The 20850-nt window shown below is 58.7% G+C and carries 22 protein-coding genes and 1 pseudogene; 9 read left to right on the top strand and 14 right to left on the bottom strand.

What is annotated here, in order from left to right:
* Positions 1-21: 21 nt before the first annotated feature.
* The 3 genes from AC1MEW_RS16255 to AC1MEW_RS16265 are packed head-to-tail and all read right to left on the bottom strand — an operon-like array spanning position 22 to position 2882.
* Complete coding sequence (locus tag AC1MEW_RS16255) at positions 22-828, bottom strand: ABC transporter permease (protein WP_201206689.1); 807 nt, start codon at positions 826-828, stop codon at positions 22-24.
* Positions 828-1748 carry an ABC transporter permease gene (locus AC1MEW_RS16260; protein WP_201206687.1) on the bottom strand — a complete coding sequence of 307 codons (921 nt, stop codon included), beginning with the start codon at positions 1746-1748 and terminating at the stop codon, positions 828-830. The genes AC1MEW_RS16255 and AC1MEW_RS16260 overlap by 1 nt, the downstream gene beginning before the upstream one ends.
* A gap of 15 nt (positions 1749-1763) precedes the next feature.
* Positions 1764-2882, bottom strand: coding sequence for an ABC transporter ATP-binding protein (locus tag AC1MEW_RS16265; RefSeq protein ID WP_201206685.1), 1119 nt, complete (start codon positions 2880-2882; stop codon positions 1764-1766).
* Positions 2883-3095: 213 nt separating this feature from the next.
* Between AC1MEW_RS16265 and AC1MEW_RS16270 the strand changes: the two genes are divergently transcribed.
* Complete coding sequence (locus tag AC1MEW_RS16270) at positions 3096-3986, top strand: LysR substrate-binding domain-containing protein (protein WP_480427013.1); 891 nt, start codon at positions 3096-3098, stop codon at positions 3984-3986.
* 45 nt (positions 3987-4031) lie between these two features.
* Here AC1MEW_RS16270 and AC1MEW_RS16275 read toward each other — a convergent pair whose 3' ends face one another.
* Together AC1MEW_RS16275 and AC1MEW_RS16280 are read right to left on the bottom strand one after the other, a co-directional pair.
* Positions 4032-5210: a cystathionine gamma-synthase gene (locus tag AC1MEW_RS16275; RefSeq protein WP_480427016.1), complete on the bottom strand. Its 1179-nt coding sequence runs from the start codon at positions 5208-5210 to the stop codon at positions 4032-4034.
* A complete protein-coding gene (locus AC1MEW_RS16280) occupies positions 5207-6583 on the bottom strand; it encodes a pyridoxal-phosphate dependent enzyme (RefSeq protein WP_201256435.1) in 1377 nt (458 codons plus the stop codon). Before AC1MEW_RS16280 ends, AC1MEW_RS16275 begins: the two co-directional genes overlap by 4 nt.
* 179 nt (positions 6584-6762) lie before the next feature.
* Here AC1MEW_RS16280 and AC1MEW_RS16285 point away from each other — a divergent pair.
* Positions 6763-7001: pseudogene (locus tag AC1MEW_RS16285) on the top strand (3-methyl-2-oxobutanoate hydroxymethyltransferase); the annotation flags it as partial.
* Between the two features lie 51 nt (positions 7002-7052).
* Here AC1MEW_RS16285 and AC1MEW_RS16290 read toward each other — a convergent pair.
* Entirely contained in the window at positions 7053-7283 is a 231-nt protein-coding gene (locus AC1MEW_RS16290; RefSeq protein ID WP_201256436.1) for a hypothetical protein, read from the bottom strand.
* 72 nt (positions 7284-7355) lie between these two features.
* A complete protein-coding gene (punR, locus tag AC1MEW_RS16295; protein ID WP_480427019.1) occupies positions 7356-8294 on the bottom strand; it encodes a DNA-binding transcriptional activator PunR in 939 nt (312 codons plus the stop codon).
* A 122-nt stretch (positions 8295-8416) separates the two neighbouring features.
* On the opposite strand from punR, the gene punC reads away from it, so the two are divergent.
* Positions 8417-9610 (top strand): purine nucleoside transporter PunC, encoded by a 1194-nt coding sequence (gene punC, locus AC1MEW_RS16300; protein WP_480427021.1) that lies wholly within the window; start codon positions 8417-8419, stop codon positions 9608-9610.
* Between the two features lie 403 nt (positions 9611-10013).
* On the opposite strand, the gene AC1MEW_RS16305 is transcribed toward punC, so the two are convergent.
* Entirely contained in the window at positions 10014-10493 is a 480-nt protein-coding gene (locus tag AC1MEW_RS16305) for a phage infection protein (RefSeq protein WP_322268892.1), read from the bottom strand.
* A gap of 165 nt (positions 10494-10658) precedes the next feature.
* Here AC1MEW_RS16305 and AC1MEW_RS16310 point away from each other — a divergent pair, with 165 nt between their 5' ends.
* Both AC1MEW_RS16310 and AC1MEW_RS16315 read left to right on the top strand, forming a co-directional pair.
* Positions 10659-11165, top strand: coding sequence for a P-loop nucleotide/nucleoside kinase family protein (locus tag AC1MEW_RS16310; RefSeq protein ID WP_480427259.1), 507 nt, complete (start codon positions 10659-10661; stop codon positions 11163-11165).
* 140 nt (positions 11166-11305) lie between these two features.
* Entirely contained in the window at positions 11306-12364 is a 1059-nt protein-coding gene (locus AC1MEW_RS16315; protein ID WP_480427024.1) for an NAD(P)-dependent oxidoreductase, read from the top strand.
* A gap of 12 nt (positions 12365-12376) precedes the next feature.
* On the opposite strand, the gene AC1MEW_RS16320 is transcribed toward AC1MEW_RS16315, so the two are convergent.
* Together AC1MEW_RS16320 and AC1MEW_RS16325 are read right to left on the bottom strand one after the other, a co-directional pair.
* Positions 12377-12778, bottom strand: coding sequence for a GFA family protein (locus AC1MEW_RS16320; protein ID WP_480427261.1), 402 nt, complete (start codon positions 12776-12778; stop codon positions 12377-12379).
* 105 nt (positions 12779-12883) lie between these two features.
* Positions 12884-13156, bottom strand: coding sequence for a hypothetical protein (locus AC1MEW_RS16325; protein WP_480427027.1), 273 nt, complete (start codon positions 13154-13156; stop codon positions 12884-12886).
* Positions 13157-13559: 403 nt separating this feature from the next.
* Here AC1MEW_RS16325 and AC1MEW_RS16330 point away from each other — a divergent pair, with 403 nt between their 5' ends.
* Positions 13560-14189: a LysE family translocator gene (locus AC1MEW_RS16330; protein ID WP_480427030.1), complete on the top strand. Its 630-nt coding sequence runs from the start codon at positions 13560-13562 to the stop codon at positions 14187-14189.
* A gap of 236 nt (positions 14190-14425) precedes the next feature.
* Positions 14426-15784 carry an MATE family efflux transporter gene (locus AC1MEW_RS16335; protein WP_480427032.1) on the top strand — a complete coding sequence of 453 codons (1359 nt, stop codon included), beginning with the start codon at positions 14426-14428 and terminating at the stop codon, positions 15782-15784.
* A 20-nt stretch (positions 15785-15804) separates the two neighbouring features.
* On the opposite strand, the gene AC1MEW_RS16340 is transcribed toward AC1MEW_RS16335, so the two are convergent.
* Positions 15805-16452 (bottom strand): VOC family protein, encoded by a 648-nt coding sequence (locus AC1MEW_RS16340; protein ID WP_480427034.1) that lies wholly within the window; start codon positions 16450-16452, stop codon positions 15805-15807.
* Positions 16453-16495: 43 nt separating this feature from the next.
* Between AC1MEW_RS16340 and AC1MEW_RS16345 the strand changes: the two genes are divergently transcribed.
* The gene (locus tag AC1MEW_RS16345) at positions 16496-16900 is read left to right on the top strand and encodes an acyl-CoA thioesterase (protein WP_480427263.1); all 405 of its coding nucleotides are present in this window, start codon (positions 16496-16498) and stop codon (positions 16898-16900) included.
* Between the two features lie 93 nt (positions 16901-16993).
* On the opposite strand, the gene AC1MEW_RS16350 is transcribed toward AC1MEW_RS16345, so the two are convergent.
* Both AC1MEW_RS16350 and AC1MEW_RS16355 read right to left on the bottom strand, forming a co-directional pair.
* A complete protein-coding gene (locus AC1MEW_RS16350) occupies positions 16994-17920 on the bottom strand; it encodes a universal stress protein (RefSeq protein ID WP_201255553.1) in 927 nt (308 codons plus the stop codon).
* A gap of 258 nt (positions 17921-18178) precedes the next feature.
* On the bottom strand, positions 18179-19081 hold the full coding sequence (locus AC1MEW_RS16355; protein WP_480427037.1) for a diguanylate cyclase domain-containing protein: 903 nt from the start codon (positions 19079-19081) through the stop codon (positions 18179-18181).
* Between the two features lie 209 nt (positions 19082-19290).
* Here AC1MEW_RS16355 and AC1MEW_RS16360 point away from each other — a divergent pair, with 209 nt between their 5' ends.
* Positions 19291-20214: a universal stress protein gene (locus tag AC1MEW_RS16360; RefSeq protein ID WP_480427039.1), complete on the top strand. Its 924-nt coding sequence runs from the start codon at positions 19291-19293 to the stop codon at positions 20212-20214.
* A gap of 57 nt (positions 20215-20271) precedes the next feature.
* Here the strand turns inward: AC1MEW_RS16360 and AC1MEW_RS16365 are convergent, their stop codons facing one another.
* Positions 20272-20835 (bottom strand): N-acetyltransferase family protein, encoded by a 564-nt coding sequence (locus tag AC1MEW_RS16365; RefSeq protein ID WP_480427041.1) that lies wholly within the window; start codon positions 20833-20835, stop codon positions 20272-20274.
* Positions 20836-20850: the final 15 nt, after the last annotated feature.

Raw genomic sequence — 20850 nt, forward strand, 5'->3', positions numbered from 1 at the left:
CCCCACAGTACGTAGAAAGGTTCAGGCGTTCTTTTTGCTCAACAGATAGGAGAGGCTGACGAACAGCACCGAGACGCCCAGGATCAGGGTCGAAACGGCGTTGACGTCGGGTGTCACACCCATGCGTAACAGGCCGAAGATAAAAATCGGCAAGGTGGTGGTGCCCGCTTGGGAGACCATCATCGAGATCACGAAGTTATCCAGCGAAACGATGAAGGCCAGCATCAGCCCGGAGATAATCCCGGGCATCAGCAGCGGCAAAGTGACCTTGCGAAAGGTCCGCCAAGGGCCGGCATAAAGGTCAGCCGAGGCTTGCTCCAGTGACAGGTCCATGTCATTGAGTCGGGCGCGAATCGGCAGGTAGGCAAAAGGGATACAGAACACCGTATGGGCGATGATCAAGTTGCCGTAGCCCAGTGACAGGCCAATGGTGGAGAACAGCGCGAGCGTGGCGACACCGACCACGATCTCCGGCAGCACCAGAGGCAGCATGATTGCGCCCATCGACAGTTGAAGGCCTTTGAACTTGGCGCCTCGCGACGTACCGAGGGCGGCGAGGGTCGCGATGGCCGTGGCCACAACGCTTGCGCAAACGGCAATCAAAAGGCTGTTGCCGGCCGCCTGGCGCAGTGCCTGATTAGCGAACGCTGCGCGATACCAGTCGAGGCTGAACCCGGTCCACACGGTCGCGGACTGATTGGCGTTGAAAGAGAACACCACCAGCACCACGATTGGCGCATAGAGGTACAGGTAAAACAAAAAACTGAATCCGCCGAAGCCCGGGAAGTCCTGCACACTCAACCCGTTTCGTTTAAATAAACGCAGCATTACGCACCTCCCTTGGCGATGCGCTGGCGCTCGGCGCGCAAGGCATACACGGTCAGCACCAGCATCACCGCCGCCATCAACACCAGCGAAAGGGCCGCACCGAATGGCCAGTTACGCGCATCACTGAACTGCCTGAAGATGAGGTTGCCGAGCATCATTCGAGTCCCTCCGCCCAACAGCTCCGGCGCAATCATCGCGCCCAGGCAGGGCACGAACGTCAGGATGGCGCCGGCAAGAATCCCCGGTTTGGCGATCGGCAGCACCACTTTGCGCAAGGTGCGCAGGCGCCCGGCGTAGAGGTCCTGGGCGGCCTCCAGCAGGCGCGTGTCCATTTTTTCCAGCGTGGCGTAGATCGGCAGCACGACGAAGGGCGCGTAGGTATAAACCAGGCCCAACAGCACCGCGCCGTCGGTGTAGAGCATCTGCAACGGCTGGTCGATGATGCCGAGGCCCATCAGGCTGTTGTTGATCACCCCGGTATTACGCAGTAGCAGAATCCAGGCGTACGTGCGGATCAGCAGGTTGGCCCAGAACGGCACGGTGATCAGAAAGATCAGCAAACCGCGCCGATGCGCCGGTTGCATGGCCAGCCACACCGCCACCGGAAAGCCGATCAGCAGCGTGATCAGGGTGGTTAATCCGGCGATGCCGATAGAGCGCAAAGCAATCATCAGGTAGGCGTCAGTGAAGGCCAGACTGTCATCCAGTTGCCGTTCGAATAGCAGCGATGTGTAGGCTTCACTGCTGAAGACCTTGTTCACCCCGCCGTAGGGGTTGGCCTCCATCAGCGAATAGCCGATGACGATCAGGATGGGCACGATCAGGAACAGGCTGATGGCGACCAGCGCGGGGCTGACGCCGAGGAAGCTCTGGAAAGCCCGGCGGCGCTCCAGGGTATGGGCGATTGGTAAAGCGTGCATGGCAAATCCTCGTGCTCAATCGTGCAGGACGCTGGCGCTACCGCGGTCGAACAACAGACCGGCCTGACTGCCCACGGCGAAGCGCAGGTTATGGTCGACGCTGTTGGGTGTGCGCACGGTGAGGCGCGAACCGTCGCTCAGGCTGACTTGATATTGCAGGTCGGTGCCGAGGTAGATTTGCGCATCGACCCGGCACGGCAGCGCGCCTTCGGTGCCGACAGGTACCAGATGCAGGCGTTCGGGACGCACCGACAACGTCACCGTGGCGCCGACCCGAACGTCGCTGCAAGGTTGCGCGGGCAGCGGGTGACCGGCAGGCCCGGCGAACCAGGCCAGGTCTGCTTCGACACGCGTGACGGTGCTTTCAATGAAATTCGTTTCGCCGATGAAGTCCGCCACAAAGCGATTACGTGGACGTTCGTAGATGTCTTCCGGGCGGCCGACTTGTTGCACTTCACCTTCCGACAACACCGCGATGCGGTCGGACATTGTCAGGGCTTCTTCCTGGTCGTGAGTGACGAAGATGAAGGTGATGCCGGTCTTGGCCTGGATGGTTTTCAGTTCCTCGCGCATGGCCTGGCGCAACTTCAGGTCCAATGCCGATAGCGGCTCGTCTAGTAACAGCACTTTTGGATGCGGCGCCAGCGCGCGAGCCAGGGCGACACGCTGTTGCTGGCCGCCAGACAGTTGTGCCGGTTTGCGCGCGGCGAAGCGTTCCATCTGCACCAGGGCGAGCATCTCGCGCACTCGGTCGGTGATTTGGTGCTTTTTCAGGACTTTGCCCATCGGGTGTGATTCGAGGCCGAAGGCCAGGTTCTCAGCGATGGTCATGTGCGGGAACAGCGCGTAATGCTGGAACACGGTGTTGACCGGCCGTTCGAATGGCGGGCGGTCGGCGATGTTTTCGCCGTAGAGCAAAATCTCGCCCTCGGTCGGGAATTCGAACCCGGCGATCATCCGTAAAAGAGTGGTTTTGCCGCAGCCGGACGGGCCGAGGAGGGTGAAGAATTCGTTGTCGTGAATGTCCAGGTCGATGCTTTTCAGCGCCACCGGACCAGACTGTGGATCGCCGTAGACTTTACGCACTGAGCGGATAGATACCGCCAGCGTTTGCAGCGAATGCAGGGCATTCATGCGTTACCTCCGATTCCCCCATCGCCTGCGGATGTGCTGTGGACAGCAATACCGACGGGCCATGGATATTGTTTTTGTGGGCAGGATCGAAATGCGTTCGGTGTTTTTTTATTGTGCTGTTGGGTCGATTATCAGTGAGCGGTTGCGGGAGCGAAACTTCAGTTTTAACATAGCTGCTGTTAAATAATTTAATAGCCAGGGGCGTCGACAGCTATGCCGGATGACCGTTTGCCGCCACTCAACGCGGTGCGTGCCTTTGATGCCGCCGCCCGGTTGGGCAGCTACGTCGAGGCCTCGAAAGCCTTGCACGTGACCCAGCCCGCCATCGGTCGGCATGTGAAGTTGCTGGAGGAGTGGCTGGGAATCCAACTGTTCGAACGTACGTCTCGCGGGGTCACCCTGACGTCGGCGGGGGAGAAGTACCATCGCAAGATTTCAGCGGCGTTGCAGCTCATCATCGAAGCCGGCAAAGAGGCGCGGCCCAAGGCTGCCGAGCGGTGGCTGCGCATAATGGTGGTGCCGGGGTTCGCCAAGCGCTGGCTGATGCCGCGCATTGAAGCGATGCGTCACTTGCGGCCGGGTTTGAAGTTCGCCATCGAGCCCAACTCCACCTTCACCGAGGTGGATGGCAAGAACACCGACCTTGGGATTGTCTACGGCATGGACGGGGAGTACGCCCATTCCCGTGCGACCCTTATCTGTCCGCGAGTCTTTCCGATCTGCACCCCGGCTTATCTGGCCAGTATCGATCCCATCGAATGTCCTGCCGATCTGGTGAAACACAACCTGATCCACGTCGATGATGGCGAATGGTGGAACCTGTGGTTCACCGCCCACGGTCTGGATTTCCACCTTAATTCGGACATGCTTTACGTCAACAACGATCATGCGCTGTCGGTGGCCGAGAGCGGGCAGGGTATTGCACTGGCCAACGAAGTGCTGGTGCGAGAAGAACTTGATGCCGGTCGGCTGGTGCTGGCGGTAGACGCGCAGGTAAAGCTCGAAAGCTATCGGGTGCTCACGCCGTCCGCTGAACTGTCAGCGGACGTGGCGTGGTTTATCCAATGGTTGCAGACGGAGCTGGAAAAAGAGTTTGGAGACTGAGCATCGTTAAACTTCGTTGCTCACGGCCCCATCCAGTGCCTTAACTCAAATCAGCGCCAAAGCCTGGGCCAAATCAGCGCGCAGATCCTCGACATCCTCAACCCCCACCGACAAGCGCACCAACCCATCGCCAATCCCCAACTGCGCACGGGTTTCTGTTGGAATGCTGGCATGAGTCATGATCGCCGGATGCTCGATCAGACTTTCCACTCCGCCCAGACTCTCCGCCAAAGCAAAGATTTTAACGTTCTCAAGGAAGCGCGTAGCGCCGGCCAGGTCGGTTTTCAAATCAACGGAAATCATCCCGCCAAAGCCGCGCATTTGCCGGCGCGCCAGTTCGTGCTGCGGGTGGGACGGCAAGCCCGGATAGTAGACCCGTGACACTTGCGGTTGGCGTTCCAGCCATTGCGCCAGTTCCAGCGCGTTGCTGCAGTGACGCTCCATGCGCAGGGCGAGGGTTTTCACGCCACGCAGGGTTAGGAACGCGTCGAACGGCCCGGCGATGGCGCCGACCGAGTTTTGCAGGAAGCCCAGCCGCTCGGCCAGTTCCGGGTTCTGCCCGACGATGGCGATGCCGCCGATCACGTCGGAGTGGCCGTTCAAGTATTTGGTGGTCGAGTGCACGACGATGTCGAAGCCCAGCTCCAGCGGACGCTGGATCCATGGGCTGGCGAAGGTGTTGTCGGCCACGCAGATGATGCCGCGGGCGCGACAGACGCGGGCGATGGCGGCCAAGTCAGTCAGGCTCAGCAACGGATTGCTCGGCGTTTCGACCCAGACCATCCGCGTGTCGTCCTGCAGCGAGGCTTCGAAGGCTGCGAGGTCGGTCAGGTCGACGAAGCTGAAACGATGCCCGGCGCTGCGTTGGCGCACCTTGTCGAACAGGCGAAACGTGCCGCCGTACAAGTCGTTGCCGGAGACGATGTGCGAGCCGGCGTCGAGCAGTTCCAGCACCGTGGAAATCGCTGCCAGCCCGGAAGCGAAGGCGAACGCCTGGCTGCCGCCCTCAAGGTCGGCGACGCAACGCTCCAGGGCAAACCGCGTCGGGTTGTGCGAACGCCCATAGTCGAAGCCCTTGTGCACACCGGGGCTCTGCTGCAAGTAGGTGGAGTTGGCGTAAATCGGCGGCATCAACGCCCCGGTGGTTGGGTCCGGCACCTGCCCGGCATGGATCACGCGGGTGGCGAAGGCGCGGGGCGCACCGGTTTCATCATGCTGACTCATGCAAGGGATCTCCGTAAGTGATTGAGCAGGTCGACGCGGGTAATCAGGCCGTGGAAGCCCGAGGCGTCGGCAATGATTGCGATCAGGCCCCGGTCGAGCTCGGCTTGCAGTTCAGCCAGACTCGCGCCGGGAAGCAGGGTTTGCAGCTTGTCGGTCATGGCGCTGGCCACGGTCAGGCGAAAGTGCGAAGCGTCTTCCTGCATGCCGAGCAGAATGTCGGATTCATCGATCACACCGACCAGGCGCTTGCCGTCCACCAGCACCGGCAGTTGCGAGACATCCGCCAGACGCATGCGCTGGAAGGCCGTGAGCAGCGTGTCGTCCGGGCCAACGCTGATCACCCGGCCATCCTCGAAACGTCGGGCGATCAGGTCGCGCAGGTCGCCGTAGCGTTTGTATTTCAGCAGGCCCTGATCGTTCATCCACTGGTCGTTGTAGACCTTCGACAGGTAACGGGTACCGGTGTCGCAGACGAAACTGACGACCCGCTTCGGCTCGGTTTGCTCGCGGCAGTAACGCAGCGCCGCCGCCAGCAAAGTGCCGGTCGAGGAACCGCCGAGAATGCCTTCGGCGCGCAGCAGTTGGCGCGCGTGATCGAAGCTTTCTTCATCGCTGATCGAGTAGGCGTGGCGCACACTGGAGAGGTCGGTAATCGACGGAATAAAGTCTTCGCCAATGCCTTCCACCGCCCAGGAACCAGGCTTGCCGAGGGTGCCGCTGCGGCTGTATTCAGCCATCACCGAGCCCACCGGATCGGCCAGCACCATTTCCAGGTTCGGTTGCACGCGTTTAAAGAAACGGGTCAGCCCGGTCAGCGTGCCGGCCGAGCCGACACCGACGACGATGGCATCCAAATCATGCTGAGTCTGCGCCCAGATCTCCGGCGCGGTGCTGCACTCATGGGCCAGCGGGTTGGCCGGATTATTGAACTGGTCGGCAAAGAACGCGTCGGGAATTTCCTGTGCCAGCCGCGCCGCGACATCCTGGTAATACTCGGGATGACCCTTGCCGACATCCGAGCGGGTGATGTGCACTTCGGCGCCCATGGCCTTCAGGTGCAAAACCTTCTCGGTGGACATCTTGTCCGGTACCACCAACACCACCCGATAACCCTTGGCGCGGCCTACCAGCGCCAGGCCCAGACCGGTGTTGCCGGCGGTGGCCTCGACGATAGTACCGCCGGGTCGCAAGCGCCCATCGCGCTCGGCGGCGTCGATCATCGCCAGACCGATCCGGTCCTTGATCGAACCGCCGGGGTTCTGTGATTCAAGCTTGAGAAACAGCGTGCATGGCCCGGTATCAAAGCGGCTGACACGCACCAGCGGCGTATTGCCGATCAGTTCGAGCACGGCCGGGCGGGAGTTGTTTGGCATGTTGTCACCTCCTGTGAATTTACACTGGGTGGACAGCGACTGACGGCGAGTTTGCGCACGACATTCGCCTACAAGATCTCGCTACGACCATAGGCCTGGATGGCGTTAGCCGCAACTTTGTCGACATGCCCTTCATGAGTTACACCAGCCCCGAGCACGCTATGCAGAATGCCGGTCGCCTGATGAAGGCCGGCGCTGCGATGCTACTGCTGGAATGCCTGCCTAGCCCGCTGGCCGAACAGATCAGTCAAGCCGTGCGCATTCCGATCATTGGCATCGGCGCCGGACCGGGCGCACGCCCAAGTTTGTGCGTAATTTTATGTTGGGGCAGGGGAGTATTCAGTCGGCGCTGGAGGCGTATGTGGCGGCGGTGAAGGGTGGGGAATTTCCGGCGGGGGAGCATGGGTATTCGGTTTGAGGCGGCTGATGGAGGGGCAACCCTTTTGGCCCCTCCGGCTAAAGCATTTAGCTAGTTCCCGTCCGCGACCTTGCGTTCTATTGCGTCCGTTTTCTTCTTCATCTCTTCAATTTCCTGCTCTTTGGTTCTGATTGAAGAGGGCGTAAACACTTCATCTACAATTTTGGTGTCGCTATCCAGATCCTCAAGATCCCGCTCCACCACATTGACCGGTTTACCAGACGCATCGGTAGCCTGGCCGTTTGACGTTGAATCGACGTCGTTAACATCATCGTTGTTCATCGCACTTACCTCCATTGACCTAATCGTTGGATGCAGCGGTGCGGCGCGAGTTCGAGATATTTTCCGGCGGTCTTACTGGAGGTCACTGTCACTCGGTAAAACCAGCGCTCCATTCAGCCATTCCTGGTTCATCGTCTGCGCATCCCCCAGGTAATCAAGCAACCAGGCCATGGCCGGCGACAGCTTGCTCTGGTTCCACGCCACGCAGGACGGACTGGCGGCGAAGGGCCGTTGCAGGTTCAGGGCCACCAGTTCGCCTTGTTCGATGAGCGGCCGCACCAGGTGCGCCGGTGCCATGCCCACACACAAACCTTCGCGCAAGCAATCCAGGGCCGAGGCCCAGTTCGGCACCACCAGCCGACGCTGATTGTTCAGCGACCAGGTGTCGCGTTTGGGCAGGTGGCGCGAAGTGTCGTTCATACACAGCGCAGGGTAGGGGCGCAATTGATCGTCATCCAGCGCACCGTTCAACGCCGCCAATGGATGCCGGGCGCTGGCCACGCACAACCAGTCCAACAGGCCCATGTCGCGGAAGCTGTAATGGCTGGCCACCGGCACGGCACTGGTGGCGCCGATCACGATGTCGGTGCGCTCATCGGCGAGGGCGTCCCACACGCCGTTAAACACCTCGTACCCGAGCAGCAACTCCACGTCGGGAAACTGCTTATAAAAATCCAACACCAGTTGCCGGCAACGCTCTTGTTTGACGATCGCATCGACCGCCACTTTCAACTGACCGCTCCAACCGTTGGCCACTTGCTGGCACAGACGCCGGGTGTCGAGCATGGTTTTCATCACCCCGCGAGCCTGCTCGATAAAGAGCTTGCCGGCCGCAGTCAGCTCGACATCGCGATGCCGCCGCACAAACAGCGGCACCGCCAGCCATTGTTCCAGTTGGCGCACGGTGTAGCTGACCGCCGAAGGTACGCGATGCAGTTCCTGAGCCGCCGCACTGAAACTGCCGTGCCGGGCCACGGCGTCGACCACATCCAGGGAATATTCAGACCACATTCAGTTGCCTTCAAAAATATTGATAAGAGCGTCCAATTATTAACGCTTCACACGAAATACTCAGCTCCCATAATGGCACGCTGCTAACAAATTATTTGATTGAAGATTCAGTTAGGGCGTTGATGAAAAATTCTTTTGGTTTCTCGGGTTACCTGGTTGGGCTGAGCGTGCTCGGCTATCTGGGCATGGACATGTATTTACCGGCGTTCGGCGCCCTCGGCGGCGAGCTGCAATTGTCGGCCGGCGCGGTCGGGGCGAGTTTGAGCATCTTCCTCGCCGGGTTTGCCGTCGGGCAATTGTTGTGGGGGCCGCTGTCGGATCGCATCGGCCGCAAACCGGTGTTGTTGATGGGCCTGAGCCTGTTTGCGCTGGGCTGCCTGGGGATGTTCTGGGTCGAAACCGCCGCGCAACTCTGGACGTTGCGCTTTATCCAGGCCATCGGCGTGTGTTCGGCGGCAGTCAGTTGGCAAGCGCTGGTGATCGACCGCTACCCGGCGCAGCAAGCCAATCGCCTGTTCGCCGCGATCATCCCGCTGATGTCCCTGTCACCCGCACTCGCGCCACTGCTGGGCGCGCTGCTGCTCAACCACTGGGGCTGGCAGGCAATTTTTGCCGTGCTGGTCGGCATCAGCGTCGCTTTGCTGGTGCCCACCTCGCTGCTCAAAGCCACACCGAAACGCCTGACAGCCAACGGCGAACGCCCTCGCATCAGTTTCGGACAACTCCTCAAATCCACGCCATTCAGCGGCAACGTCTTGATCTACGCCGCCTGCTCGGCCAGCTTCTTCGCCTGGCTCACCGCTTCCCCCTTCATCCTCGGCGGCATGGGCTACAGCCCCAGCGACATCGGCCTGAGCTACGCACTTCCAACCGTGGGATTCCTGATCGGCGGCTTCAGTTGCCGCAGCCTGCTGCAACGGATCAGCGGCAAAACCATGCTGCCGTGGCTGATCCTCGCCTATTGCATCAGCATGGTCGGGTTGTACCTGGTGGCAACACTGACCACGCCGACCCTGACCACACTGCTGATCCCTTTCTGCCTGCTGGGCCTGGTCAACGGCGCCAGTTTCCCGATCATCGTCACGAACGCACTGATGCCATTTCCGGAAAACTCCGGCAAAGCGGCGGCTTTGCAAAACGCGCTGCAACTGGGGATGTGTTTTGGCGCCAGTTTGCTGGTGTCGTCGTGGGTTGAGCGACCACTAGAGATTGCGGTAATGGTGATGGTGGGAACGGTGCCGTTGGCGGTGTTGGGGTATTGGATTCAGCGGAGTAAGCAGGTCGAGGTAGAGCGGTTTGGACCGGTTAAAAGCTAAATCAACTTATGTCGCATCCCCCCGGAGCTGCCGAAGGCTCGGGCCGCGTTCGGACGATCTTTTGATCTTCGACGCCCAACCAAACACCAAATGACTACCGAGTTACCACAGGCATAAAAAAACCCGGCTGATAAGGCTAATGCCGGTTAGTTAAGCGATAGAGCGGGCGATGAATAACCTGTGGCGCGGGAGCTTGCTCCCGTTGGACTGCGCAGCAGTCCCCTTCATTTTGGATAGAGAGAGTGGGGCCGCTGCGCAGCCCAGCGGGAGCAAGCTCCCTCGCCACAGGTTCAGTGTCACGCTTAACTGACTGGCAAAAAGTGGACTGATTTTATTTAAGGCAAGAAAAAGCCCGGCTTGTCAGGCCGGGCTCTTGTTTGAGGACTGCTTTAGAGACATTCATTCATGCGGTGCGGTTTTGGATCAGGCGATCGGAACCACCTTCAGCAACGCGTTTTTCCAGAAGACGATCCGAACCGCCTTCGGCAACGCGACTCTGGATCAGACGATCCGAACCACCTTCAGCGACGCGTTTTTCGATCAGACGATCCGAGCCACCTTCAGCAACGCGATTCTGGATCAAACGATCAGAACCACCTTCAGCCACACGTTTTTCGATCAGACGATCCGAGCCACCTTCAGCAACACGATTCTGGATCAAACGGTCGGAACCACCTTCAGCAACGCGTTTTTCGATCAGACGATCCGAGCCACCTTCAGCAACACGATTCTGAATCAATCGATCCGAACCACCCTCAGCCACACGGCTTTCAATCAGGCGATCCGAACCACCTTCAGCGACAACTGGCTGAGTAGAGGTTGCGGCAAAAGCGTTAACTGCAAAAACCGAGAAAGCGATGCTGAGAAGGGTTTGGCGTTTCATGATCGTGTGCTCCGGGTGTTGTTAGTTGGGTATGGAGCGGATGTTACGCCGAGGATTTTTTATGAGAACTTCATTGACGTGATGGTGACTATCGACGTTGGCGATGGCTGCGCAAAGTGCGCCAACCGCCTAAGCTTGCTCAACTTGCCAGCCAAAGGATATGCAATGCTTATTGTCTTCAGCGGCCTTCCGGGTACCGGAAAAACGACGATCGCGAGAGATCTTGTGACCAGAATCGGTGCCCTGTATCTGCGGATCGATACGATTGAGCAGGCGATCCGAGAGGCTGGAGTTCTGGCACGAGACGTGGGGTGCAGCGGTTATAGGGTTGCTAACGAGCTTGCCCTGAGCAATCTTCGCTTGGGTAACGCGGTCGTTGTTGACGGTGTTAACCCGGTAGACGAAAGCCGAAAGGCGTGGAGTGAAATAGCCACGCGTGCGGGTGTTCCATTAGTGAATATCCAAGTGGTTTGCTCTGATAAACATGAGCATCGACGACGGGTAGAGACCAGGAAGATCGATATTCCAGGGCTGACTCCGCCCACTTGGCAGTCGGTATTGGATCATGATTATGAAGCGTGGGATGACGCGCCATTTGAGATAGACACCGCCATTACATCGCCGGCGGAGGCCGTGGCAACGATCACCCGGCAATTGTTATCCGAGGTATAGCGTTAGCCAAACGCAAACAAAGCAAGGTGTAATCGGCAACGCCTGAACGCGAAGTCACTGACAGAAGGTGTTCCTCCCTGGAAGTCACTCCCCGTGATACCGCTCGGCTGTGTCAGCACTTCAAGCAGAGGACAGCACTGATGACGTTTTGCACCTTGATACTGGATGCGCCTGGCCCACCGTTGCTCTTTGAGGAAATCGACCGATTCCTTGAGTACGATCTGGCAATTACCCTGAACCTTCACTACTTCGCCGACCCGGACAGCATCATCGGCCACTACGGTGATCGTCTGCGCTATGCCCACATCAACTGCCACGATAAACCGGCATTGATTGCCGCCATCCAGCAAAACGGCGGCTACAGCGTATTGAAGACCCGATTGAACATCCCACTCGATGACGAACTGATACAGGCCGCCGCGTCGCGCACCCTGGCCAATCCTTTACGCGCAATCGCGCAGGCGGGAGTAGGGGTCAACCACATCGATCTGCAAGCGGCCAAGCGATGGGGTGTTGCGGTGCTCAATACCCCCGGTTCCAACGCTGTGGCTGTCGCCGAATATGTCCTGGCCCAAACACTGTTTTTGTCCCGAGACCTCAATCAATACAACACCGAAACCCACAGCGGCCATTGGTCAAAAGGCAGCCTGCCACCCACTGCGCAAATTGCCGAGCTGACCCTGGGATTGGTAGGCACCGGTTGTATTGCCCAAACCGTGGCGCGCAAGGCCCAGGCACTGGGCATGAAAGTGATTGCCACCGGGTCCGAGCGTTTCACCGAGCAACGTGCTCGCGACCTTGGCCTGGACCGGCGGGCAACCCTGGAGCAACTATTGGACGAGGCTGACGTGGTGTCCATTCACACCCCGTTAACTCCGCAGACCCGGGGCCTATTCGGCAGCGCCGCTTTTGCCCGAATGCGGCCCGGCTCGATCCTGATCAACACCGCCCGAGGCGGCATCATCGACGAGGATCAACTGGCGAGTTACATGACCCGGTTTCCGGGACACCTCAAAGCCGTTGCCATCGATACGTTCGCCCGGGAAAAAGATCAGTTCAACTCGCCCTTGGTGGGTATTGCCAACGCAATACTGACGCCCCATATCGCCGGCAACACACGTGCTGCGATTAGTCAGGCATCGAGGCAAATCGTCGACAAGATCCAGGCCTTCGGCAGTGGCGATATCGTGCAGGACTAATCCCTCGATATCTCAACCCTCTTGCGGCCAACGATCTTCAATTTCAAACCAAGACGCTTTCGACGATACACAGGTGTGCCTCTGATTTACCGCGTGGAACGGCGTATCGAGCGTACCGATAGCAATCGAAATCCAATCCGGAAACGGGCCATTGGAATCAGACCAGAACAACGAAGTGCCGCAATTCGAGCAGAACTGCCGGGTGACGCCGGCCGACGATTGATAGCGCCTGAGCGCATCTACGCGGCTCGCGATGGAAACGGCTGAGCGGGGAGCGCTGGCATACGTCGCGAACGCGGCGCCATGGGCCTTTCGGCATTTGACGCAATGGCAGTGCGACACGGCTTTCAGTTGAACCGAAACCTCATACGTCACGGCGCCGCAGAGGCAACTTCCTTGATGAAATTCATCCATGTTCATCGGTTACTCAAATAAAAAGGCAGGGGAGAGGCAAGACCCGCAATGCTACGACGATCACGGACACAAAAAAACGGGCGCCCTCAAGGCGCCCGTTTTCATTTACCCCTTAACCTGCGCCCGCAAGCGCCGGCCGATCACATCCATCAAATCACAACCGTCGCGCAACGGAATGACCAACAGCTTGGAAAAGTCCGCCAGCACCACCGTGTCGCAACCGAGCTCGGCGCGGTAGGCGATGTTCTCCAGCACCTGCGTGACGGAACGGATGCGGTAGTCGGCCATGGCTTGCAGGACGTCGAGTGGAGCTTGGGTGTCGATGACTAGGGAGGGCGGGATCAGGTCGATTCCGGTTAGGGGCATGTATCTTTCCATAGGGTGAAACTCCGAATCAGATTAAAGGGACTGATCCGATCAGCAGGTCGCCAAACCTGGTCGCTTTTTGGGGGACGGGGTGACTATAGGTTTTTTCTTCTCGCGGAAGATAGGGGCAGTTTCCGAGGTTGCTGTAGGACTGATATTGAAAAGAGGTAAGGTGCTGAAGGGTATTTAGACCAAAATATGCAGGGTCGTAAGTTCGCTTTCGACCCAAAGCTGCCTTTTGCGAAAGGCACCTATCGGCCAATAGCAGCCGCTCGAACTTGTTTCACCATGCTGTCGAACGGATTATTTTTCCTCTCTACGCCAGACTGTTGCGGCCAAATCCATCCCCACTGTATCTGCTTCTGCCTAACTACTACCGGTTAGCATTACTCCTCATCCAAGGAAGTATTGCTCTATGCCGGACGCCACTAACCTCTACCTATTTATTGCCGCCGCCTTGATGTTGCTGATCGTGCCTGGCCCTAACATGGCTATCGTCAGCAGCCATGCAGTTGCCCACGGCTGGCGCGCCGGCCTCGCCGCAGCACTAGGAGTAACCCTGGCCGATGTGCTGATGACCGTCATGGTTAGCGCAGGTCTCGGTGCGCTGGTGATGAGTTGGGCGCCGGCGTTTGACTTGCTACGGTGGGCTGGGGCTTGTTATCTGATGTGGCTGGCCTGGCAGGCATTGAAGACTCCTCCTGCGGACACTGATACTCAAGCTACACAGGCTTCGTTTCGGAAGATCCTTGCCCGAGCCACGCTCAACAGTCTGTTAAACCCTAAGGCGCTGTTGTTCTTCATGGTATTCCTGCCGCAGTTCGTCAGCGTAGGTGCCAGCAGCGTCACCTCGCAATTGATGTTCTTAGGTTTGTTGCTTGCGCTGATCGCATTGATCTTCCATTCCCTGCTCGGATTTTGCGCCGGACGGCTGCATGGGCGCCTCAGCAAAGGCATGATATCTAAACGCCTTGGTGCTTATGGCTTCGCTGCGGTAATGACAGCTCTGGCGGCACGTTTACTGCTGCTCAACCGGCCGCTTTAAAGGGCCGAGTCACACCGATTTGGCAAAATATTTTCCTTGCCTATCCGCACCGTCGAATACCGTGACCTAGACGAGATGTCCACTATGGGTCGAAAACGACCACTCACGAATGACTGCTTATGGCCGAAACCAGACATTCCTAAAGCTAACCAAATCTTCGAAAATCTGAACGCATTGTCCCGACCTCCCTAGCGTAGAATTCCCCAAGCGCCAGCCCAACCCGAGACGGAGCCTCAATGCAAACCCCCACTCAACCCAACCCCCTATGGAAAACCTACCTCCTTTTCCTGGCCCCCATGGTCCTCTCCAACTTCCTCCAATCCATGTCGGGCACGATCAACAGCATCTACATCGGCCAAATGCTCGGCACCCAGGCCTTGGCGGCTGTCTCGGGTATGTTCCCAATCGTCTTCTTCTTCATCGCCCTGGTCATCGGCCTCGGCGCGGGCGCGGGGGTGCTCATTGGCCAAGCCTGGGGCGCTCGCGAGCCGCACATGGTGAAAGCCATTGCCGCCACAACCTTGCTGTTAGGCGCAATGATCGGTCTGGTCGCAGCGGTGGTGGGCAGTGTGTTCGCAAGGCCTGCCTTACAAGGCCTGGGCACTCCGGCCGACGTACTGGACGACGCGGTGTCCTACGCCCACGTGATGATGTGGATCATGCCGTCGCTGCTGGTCTACGTGCTGTTCACCCAGCTCCTGCGCGGGGTGAGCGATACCGTTTCGCCATTGATCGCGTTGGTGGTGTCGACGTGTATCGGTCTGGCGCTGACGCCCGCGTTAATAAAGGGCTGGTTGGGCTTTGCGCCGATGGGAATCCAGAGCGCAGCGTTCGCGGGGTTGGCGGGCAACTTGTCGGCGATGGGGTGGTTGGCGTGGCGGTTGATTCGTAAGGGGCATCCGTTGGCGCCGGATCGGGAGATGTTTGCGGCGATGCGGTTGGACTCGGCGATTCTGGGCAAGGTGTTGCGTATCGGGTTGCCGACGGGGTTGCAGATGGTGGTGTTGTCGGCGTCGGAGTTGGTGATTCTGGCGTTGGTGAATCAGCACGGTTCGCAGGCGACGGCGGCGTATGGGGCGGTGACGCAGATTGTGAATTATGTGCAGTTTCCGGCGTTGTCGATTGCGATTACTGCGTCGATTCTTGGGGCGCAGGCGATTGGGGCGGGGCGGTTGGAGCGGATTACGCCGATTTTGCGCACGGGGATTTTGATTAACGTGTGTTTGACCGGTGGGTTGGTGTTGCTGGGGTATTTGTTGTCGCACTGGTTGTTGGGGTTGTTCCTGACGGAGGACTCCACTCGGGCGATGGCTGAGCATTTGTTGCACATCATGTTGTGGAGTCTGTTGGTGTTTGGCTTCCAGGCGATTATCGGCGGGATCATGCGCGCCAGCGGTACGGTGTTGGTGCCGATGCTGATTTCGATTGTGTGCGTGGTGGGTGTGCAGTTGCCGGTGGCGTATCTGCTGGATGCGCGGTTTGGGTTGCAGGGTGTGTGGATGGCGTTTCCGGTGGCGTATTTGGGGATGCTGGCGTTGCAGACGATTTACTACAAGTTCGTTTGGCAGCATCAGAAGATTGAGCGGTTGGTGTAAGGGGCTGCGATCTTTTGATCTTAACCATGTGCAATCGGCAGAGTTTTCAAACCATTGGGAGTTTGAATATGCGCCAACAGATAGGGCTTTGAACCTGCTCCCAAAGCATGAAGACGAACCGCCCCGGAAAAGTTGATCGCCGTCAGCAACGCCTGGACTTTCTCCGGATCAGGATCAAACACATCCAGCGCCACCAGCGAACACCCTTGATCAACCATAGTGCTCGCAGGATGGGGTGTTTGCTCCCATTGAATCAGCGTCGGCGCTGATCCGTTCAGCGGCAGGCTTCCGTCGGTGGGAATGGTGATCTGCCAGGACAACGTGCCTCGGGTCATGGGCTCGGCCTCACCGACGATGGCGCGGCAGGCCTCGCTCATGCCGTGGATGTCGTCAGTGCGTGCCACCCACGTCGCCAAACGTGGCGGCGTATCAACCACCAAGTGGTCCATGCCGAACCAACGCGGCCGGCCCGGGTGTTTGGCGGACGGGTCGATGGCAATCACTTCCAGGTAAGTCTCCGGGCCCAGGCGCAGTAGCCGGTTGTGGGTGCCCATGCGAGGATGTGCGCCCCCGGGTTGAAGCTCGACGCCCAGCACGCTGGTCACGAAGGCGCAGCCGGTGTCGAGGTCGGGGGCGACGATGGCGAGGTGATCGAGGGTGCTTTTCATGGGTTGGCGCCTTCAATTTAAAACAACAGGGAAGAACCGTTCGATGCCTGGTGCAGTGTTTGTCAGTAGAACCATTTTATTCGGCGACTGCGACCCCGCAGGCGTGGTGTATACGCCGCGATTTTCATATTTTGCCGTTGAAGCCATTTATGCCGCGCTGGACCGCTGGTTGGGGGCGCCCGGCCTTAGGACGCTGATGAGTTTTGATGTACTGCCGCCGGTGCGCGCCATGTCGGTGGAGATGCTCAGGCCTTTGACCTGGGATGATGAGCTGAGCATCAAGGTCAGTGTGGCAAAGTTAGGCGTTCACTCCTTCACTTTTTTGGTCGAGGGTTATGTCCATGACGAGACGTTAGCGTTTACCGCCAATGTCACGCATGTCTGCATCTCGCCTGACACCAAAGAGGTCGTTGCCATACCGGAGCGACTGAGAGTGCTGCTTTCTTAAGTGGCGATTGGTGTCGTTCGGGGTCGCGACTGGCGATGTAGAAAGGGGCCGGCGTTTACACGTCGGCCCCTTTTTATATCTAGCAACCGTTGATCAATTTGCAAGTACTTCCGGCGACACCACCCAAACGCTGCAAGGCATTTTGTACAGCAGGTGTTCCACGGTGCTGCCCACCAATCGACTCACGCCGTGATGGCCGACCCGGCCCATGACGATCACGTCGACGCTATAGGCATCGGCATAACTGGCCAGGACCTTGGCCGGGTTACCCATGACCATGTGGCGCTGCTCCGGCGGGATGCCGTTGCGCTCTGCCAGTTCGTTGAAGGCCTCGCCCTGGGCTTCGAACAGGGACGTGGCGTTGCCTGAGGAAAAGAACGCCGAGGCATTGTTGAAGCCGAACTCATCGGAGCTGATCGAGGACAGATCGTAGGCGTAGAGCACGTCGACCTGGGCGTTGCACGCTGTTGCCAATTTCACCGCCTCGCGCAGGATCCGGTCGTTGAAGCCTTTGTATTGGCCATCACGATGGAAGGGATCGACCGCCGCGACGATCCTTCGCGGCAAGGCGTGTTGCACATGACTGACAAAATGCAGGGGCACCGGGCATTCGCGCAGCAGGTGAATATCCAGTGGGGTGAACATCAGTCGCGATAGCAGCGATTCGTGCTCCAGTGCCTTGATCAGCAAGGCCATTGGCTGCTCTTTGAGGTGAACCAGGATTTCCTGCAAAGGCCTTTCGACCCAGACCACTTCGGTGGTGACGGTCACGCCGATTTTGCGCAACGGCCGGGCTTGTTCTTCCAGCCACTGGCGATGGCGCTCGACATACCCCAGGCGCATCTGTTCCAGCGCCTGTTCGTTGACCATGCTGGCGGTCGCCAAGCCTTCCAGGTAATCGAAAGCCACAATGTGCAACGCGGCGCCTTCGGCCTTGGCCAGTGCGGCGGCCCGGTCGAACGCGGGGCTGTTTTGCATCAGGGGCGAGGCGACCAGCATGAAACGGGGTTGCTCAGACATGGAAATCTCCCTTGGGTCATCACACAGACGCTGGCCCGACATGGCCGCGAAAGGCTGTTGGCGACATCTGATAGCGATGCTGGCGCGGAATGGCGTTTCAGGCTTGATCTGTATCAAACAGGCGCGTGACGGCAGGGGGCGCCAGACGTGTGGTCGGCTGGGTGCCGCTGATTTTCTGCGCCGATTTGCGCTATTGCTGAGGTTGGCGATGTGGGCCGGCACCTCGCTGTATTGAGGCCCTACACCGTCAGCCTATGCTCAGGCGGAGGGGCCGGTAATCAGGCTGAAACAGCAGGCGTTGCCACCGGTTCTTTTAGCCTGATACATCGCGCTGTCGGCCTGCCCGAGCAGGTCTTCCACACTGGCGCCATTGGCGGGAAGCAGGCTGATACCGACGCTGATGTGCGCGTCTATGCGGTGAGCGTCAATCACAAAGGGTTGATTGATCGCGGCGACCAGTTTGTTGCCCAAGGCCTCCACCTGGTCGGGTTGATCCATACAGGTAATCAGAATCGCGAACTCGTCTCCGCTCAAGCGCGAGACCACGTCAGACCGGCGCACGGACTGGCCCAGGCGTTCGGCCACGGCGATCAGCAGTTTGTCGCCACAGGCGTGCCCCAGCGTGTCGTTGACGGATTTGAAATGGTCCAGGTCGATAAACATCAATGCCAATGATTGCTGGTGTTTGGTGGCGTTGTTGATCGCCTGTTTGAGCAGGCTCAAGAACAGACTGCGGTTAGGCAACCCGGTCAGGGCGTCATGGAACGCCAGCTGCTGCATGGCGGCTCGCTCTTCATCCATGATCCTGAAGTTGTGCAGGATGGCGATGAAATGCGTCACCACGCCATGATGGTCGAGCACCGGGGTGATGACCTGATTGATGGTGCAGCTCCCTCCATCCTTGCGCCGCTCGACCATTTCTCCCTGCCAGGTCAGGCCCGCCAGGATCGTCATCCACAGATCTCGATAGAAGGTTGTACTTTGTCTTCCTGAAGAAAGCAGGTGCGGGGTTTTGCCGACCAGTTCCGGCTTGGAATAGCCGCTCAAGAGGCAGAACGCTTTATTGATCCAGACGATGCAACCCGTCCGCTCTGTGATCAATACCGGATTAGTCGCAGCGTCCAATGCCCTTACCAATACTTGCTGGTCATTTTCGATCATTGCACCCTCCGATACTGCCAGTGACACGGGACACTTTGATTCAGGCTAGGGGAAGGCGCAGGAGATTTGTTGATCAAAATCAACTTTAGCGTGCGCCAAGAAGATCAAAAAGGGACGCCGTACCTGATAAAGATCAAGTCGCCTCAGGCCGGAACGCTCAATCTGGAGGCCTATTCACTGCTTTGAGATGGCCGCGTGCCGAGGTACCCATGTCGCAGACTCAGCGTTTACTGTTAATCGCTCCCCCAGCCATGACCCGCACTCCGGCGTTCGACCGAGCCGCGGCATTGGCGCTCACGATGCAATTGCCGTTGCACATCGTGGCATTCGATTATTTGCAGGCTCTGGTGGTGGCCGGTCTGTTCGCCCCCGAACAAATCAACCTGGCCCGGGAAGGCTATTTGCAAACCCACCGGCAATGGCTCGCGGCGCAAGCCGGGTTGATAAGCCGACACGGGGTTGAGGTCACCAGCGAGGTGGTGTGGGTGCAGCATCCTTATGAAGAGATCCTGCATTTCGTCAACGAGATGTCGCTGGCGCTGATCATCAAGGACGCTCAGGAAGAATTCGCGTTGAAACGGGTGTTTTTTACGCCGCTGGACTGGCAGTTGCTGCGCGATTGTCCGGTGCCGGTGCATTTGGTGACGAATGCCGTTAACCCTCGGCCGCGCCATGTGTTGGCGATTGTCGATGTGCTGCGCAGCGAAGAGCAGGACACGGTCTTCAACGATCAGATTGTCGACGCTGCAGTGAAACTGGCCGAAGAATGTGTTGCCACGCTCGAACTGGTGCATGTGTATGACTGGACGGCGGTGTATGCCCAGGACATGGGCATTGGCGCATTGCCGCTGGCCACCGGGATTTATGAAGCGTTAGGTGTTGTGCAACGCGAGACGTTTGCCGCGCTGGCCGAACGGCATGGCGTACCGCCGGATCGTCGCCACTTTATCGAGGGCACGCCGCTGTTGGGTATCTGTGATTTTGCGACTGAGCACCGGATTGACGTGATTGTCATGGGGACCGTACAACACAGCGGGTTGAACAAACTGCTGGGGACCACGGCCGAGCAGCTCTTGCATCGGGCGCCGTGCAGTGTGCTGGCGATCAAACCGGGCCAGACACTGCAATCCTGAATAGAAGGTGCAGCCCCCCGCGACGAACCGTTGGCCGGTACGTCGCGGGGTTACTCTTTACAGGTCAAGCCGATGGATGACCTGACAGCTGTCATCGGGATCGTTGTGCGTTTCAAAACCCAAGGCTTTGGCCAGGTCGCGCATTCGGGTATTGCTGGAGGCGTCCACCGAATACATCTGGCTGAAACCGTTGTGGCGAGCAGATTTGATCAGATGCTCCATCAGCGCGGTCCCCAGCCCCAGATGCGTCCATTCATCGGCGACGGTCACGGCGCTTTCACATACATGTTCACCGGAGGCGGCATAGCGGGCGATGCCAATCTCGATCAACTGACCGTTTTCATGGACCAGCGCGATGTAAGCCGTGCGCTGTTTGTTATCGGTGTCCATCAATTGGTTGAGCATGGCGGTGCCGGGTTCGTTGACCTGCGCGAGAAAACGCATGTGCCGGGACTCGGGAGACAGGCGCTTGATGAAGGCGTATTCACGGTCGCGGTCTTTTTCCTCCAGGGGCCGAATCAACACATGGCGGCCGTCCTTGAGCGCTTCGATCCAGTATTTACCCGTGACGGCGGCATAGGCTGCGGCGGCCCGATCATTGTGGTCTTTGACGGTGAGCATGGGGTGATCCTCCAT

This window comes from Pseudomonas sp. ASL4, from assembly GCF_056680395.1.

Bases quoted from the DNA above. Each gene is read 5' to 3' on its own strand.
- AC1MEW_RS16255 (WP_201206689.1), bottom strand. From the start codon at position 828: ATGCTGCGTTTATTTAAACGAAACGGGTTGAGTGTGCAGGACTTCCCG.
- AC1MEW_RS16260 (WP_201206687.1), bottom strand. From the start codon at position 1,748: ATGCACGCTTTACCAATCGCCCATACCCTGGAGCGCCGCCGGGCTTTC.
- AC1MEW_RS16265 (WP_201206685.1), bottom strand. From the start codon at position 2,882: ATGAATGCCCTGCATTCGCTGCAAACGCTGGCGGTATCTATCCGCTCA.
- AC1MEW_RS16270 (WP_480427013.1), top strand. From the start codon at position 3,096: ATGCCGGATGACCGTTTGCCGCCACTCAACGCGGTGCGTGCCTTTGAT.
- AC1MEW_RS16275 (WP_480427016.1), bottom strand. From the start codon at position 5,210: ATGAGTCAGCATGATGAAACCGGTGCGCCCCGCGCCTTCGCCACCCGC.
- AC1MEW_RS16280 (WP_201256435.1), bottom strand. From the start codon at position 6,583: ATGCCAAACAACTCCCGCCCGGCCGTGCTCGAACTGATCGGCAATACG.
- AC1MEW_RS16290 (WP_201256436.1), bottom strand. From the start codon at position 7,283: ATGAACAACGATGATGTTAACGACGTCGATTCAACGTCAAACGGCCAG.
- punR (WP_480427019.1), bottom strand. From the start codon at position 8,294: ATGTGGTCTGAATATTCCCTGGATGTGGTCGACGCCGTGGCCCGGCAC.
- punC (WP_480427021.1), top strand. From the start codon at position 8,417: ATGAAAAATTCTTTTGGTTTCTCGGGTTACCTGGTTGGGCTGAGCGTG.
- AC1MEW_RS16305 (WP_322268892.1), bottom strand. From the start codon at position 10,493: ATGAAACGCCAAACCCTTCTCAGCATCGCTTTCTCGGTTTTTGCAGTT.
- AC1MEW_RS16310 (WP_480427259.1), top strand. From the start codon at position 10,659: ATGCTTATTGTCTTCAGCGGCCTTCCGGGTACCGGAAAAACGACGATC.
- AC1MEW_RS16315 (WP_480427024.1), top strand. From the start codon at position 11,306: ATGACGTTTTGCACCTTGATACTGGATGCGCCTGGCCCACCGTTGCTC.
- AC1MEW_RS16320 (WP_480427261.1), bottom strand. From the start codon at position 12,778: ATGGATGAATTTCATCAAGGAAGTTGCCTCTGCGGCGCCGTGACGTAT.
- AC1MEW_RS16325 (WP_480427027.1), bottom strand. From the start codon at position 13,156: ATGGAAAGATACATGCCCCTAACCGGAATCGACCTGATCCCGCCCTCC.
- AC1MEW_RS16330 (WP_480427030.1), top strand. From the start codon at position 13,560: ATGCCGGACGCCACTAACCTCTACCTATTTATTGCCGCCGCCTTGATG.
- AC1MEW_RS16335 (WP_480427032.1), top strand. From the start codon at position 14,426: ATGCAAACCCCCACTCAACCCAACCCCCTATGGAAAACCTACCTCCTT.
- AC1MEW_RS16340 (WP_480427034.1), bottom strand. From the start codon at position 16,452: ATGAAAAGCACCCTCGATCACCTCGCCATCGTCGCCCCCGACCTCGAC.
- AC1MEW_RS16345 (WP_480427263.1), top strand. From the start codon at position 16,496: ATGCCTGGTGCAGTGTTTGTCAGTAGAACCATTTTATTCGGCGACTGC.
- AC1MEW_RS16350 (WP_201255553.1), bottom strand. From the start codon at position 17,920: ATGTCTGAGCAACCCCGTTTCATGCTGGTCGCCTCGCCCCTGATGCAA.
- AC1MEW_RS16355 (WP_480427037.1), bottom strand. From the start codon at position 19,081: ATGATCGAAAATGACCAGCAAGTATTGGTAAGGGCATTGGACGCTGCG.
- AC1MEW_RS16360 (WP_480427039.1), top strand. From the start codon at position 19,291: ATGTCGCAGACTCAGCGTTTACTGTTAATCGCTCCCCCAGCCATGACC.
- AC1MEW_RS16365 (WP_480427041.1), bottom strand. From the start codon at position 20,835: ATGCTCACCGTCAAAGACCACAATGATCGGGCCGCCGCAGCCTATGCC.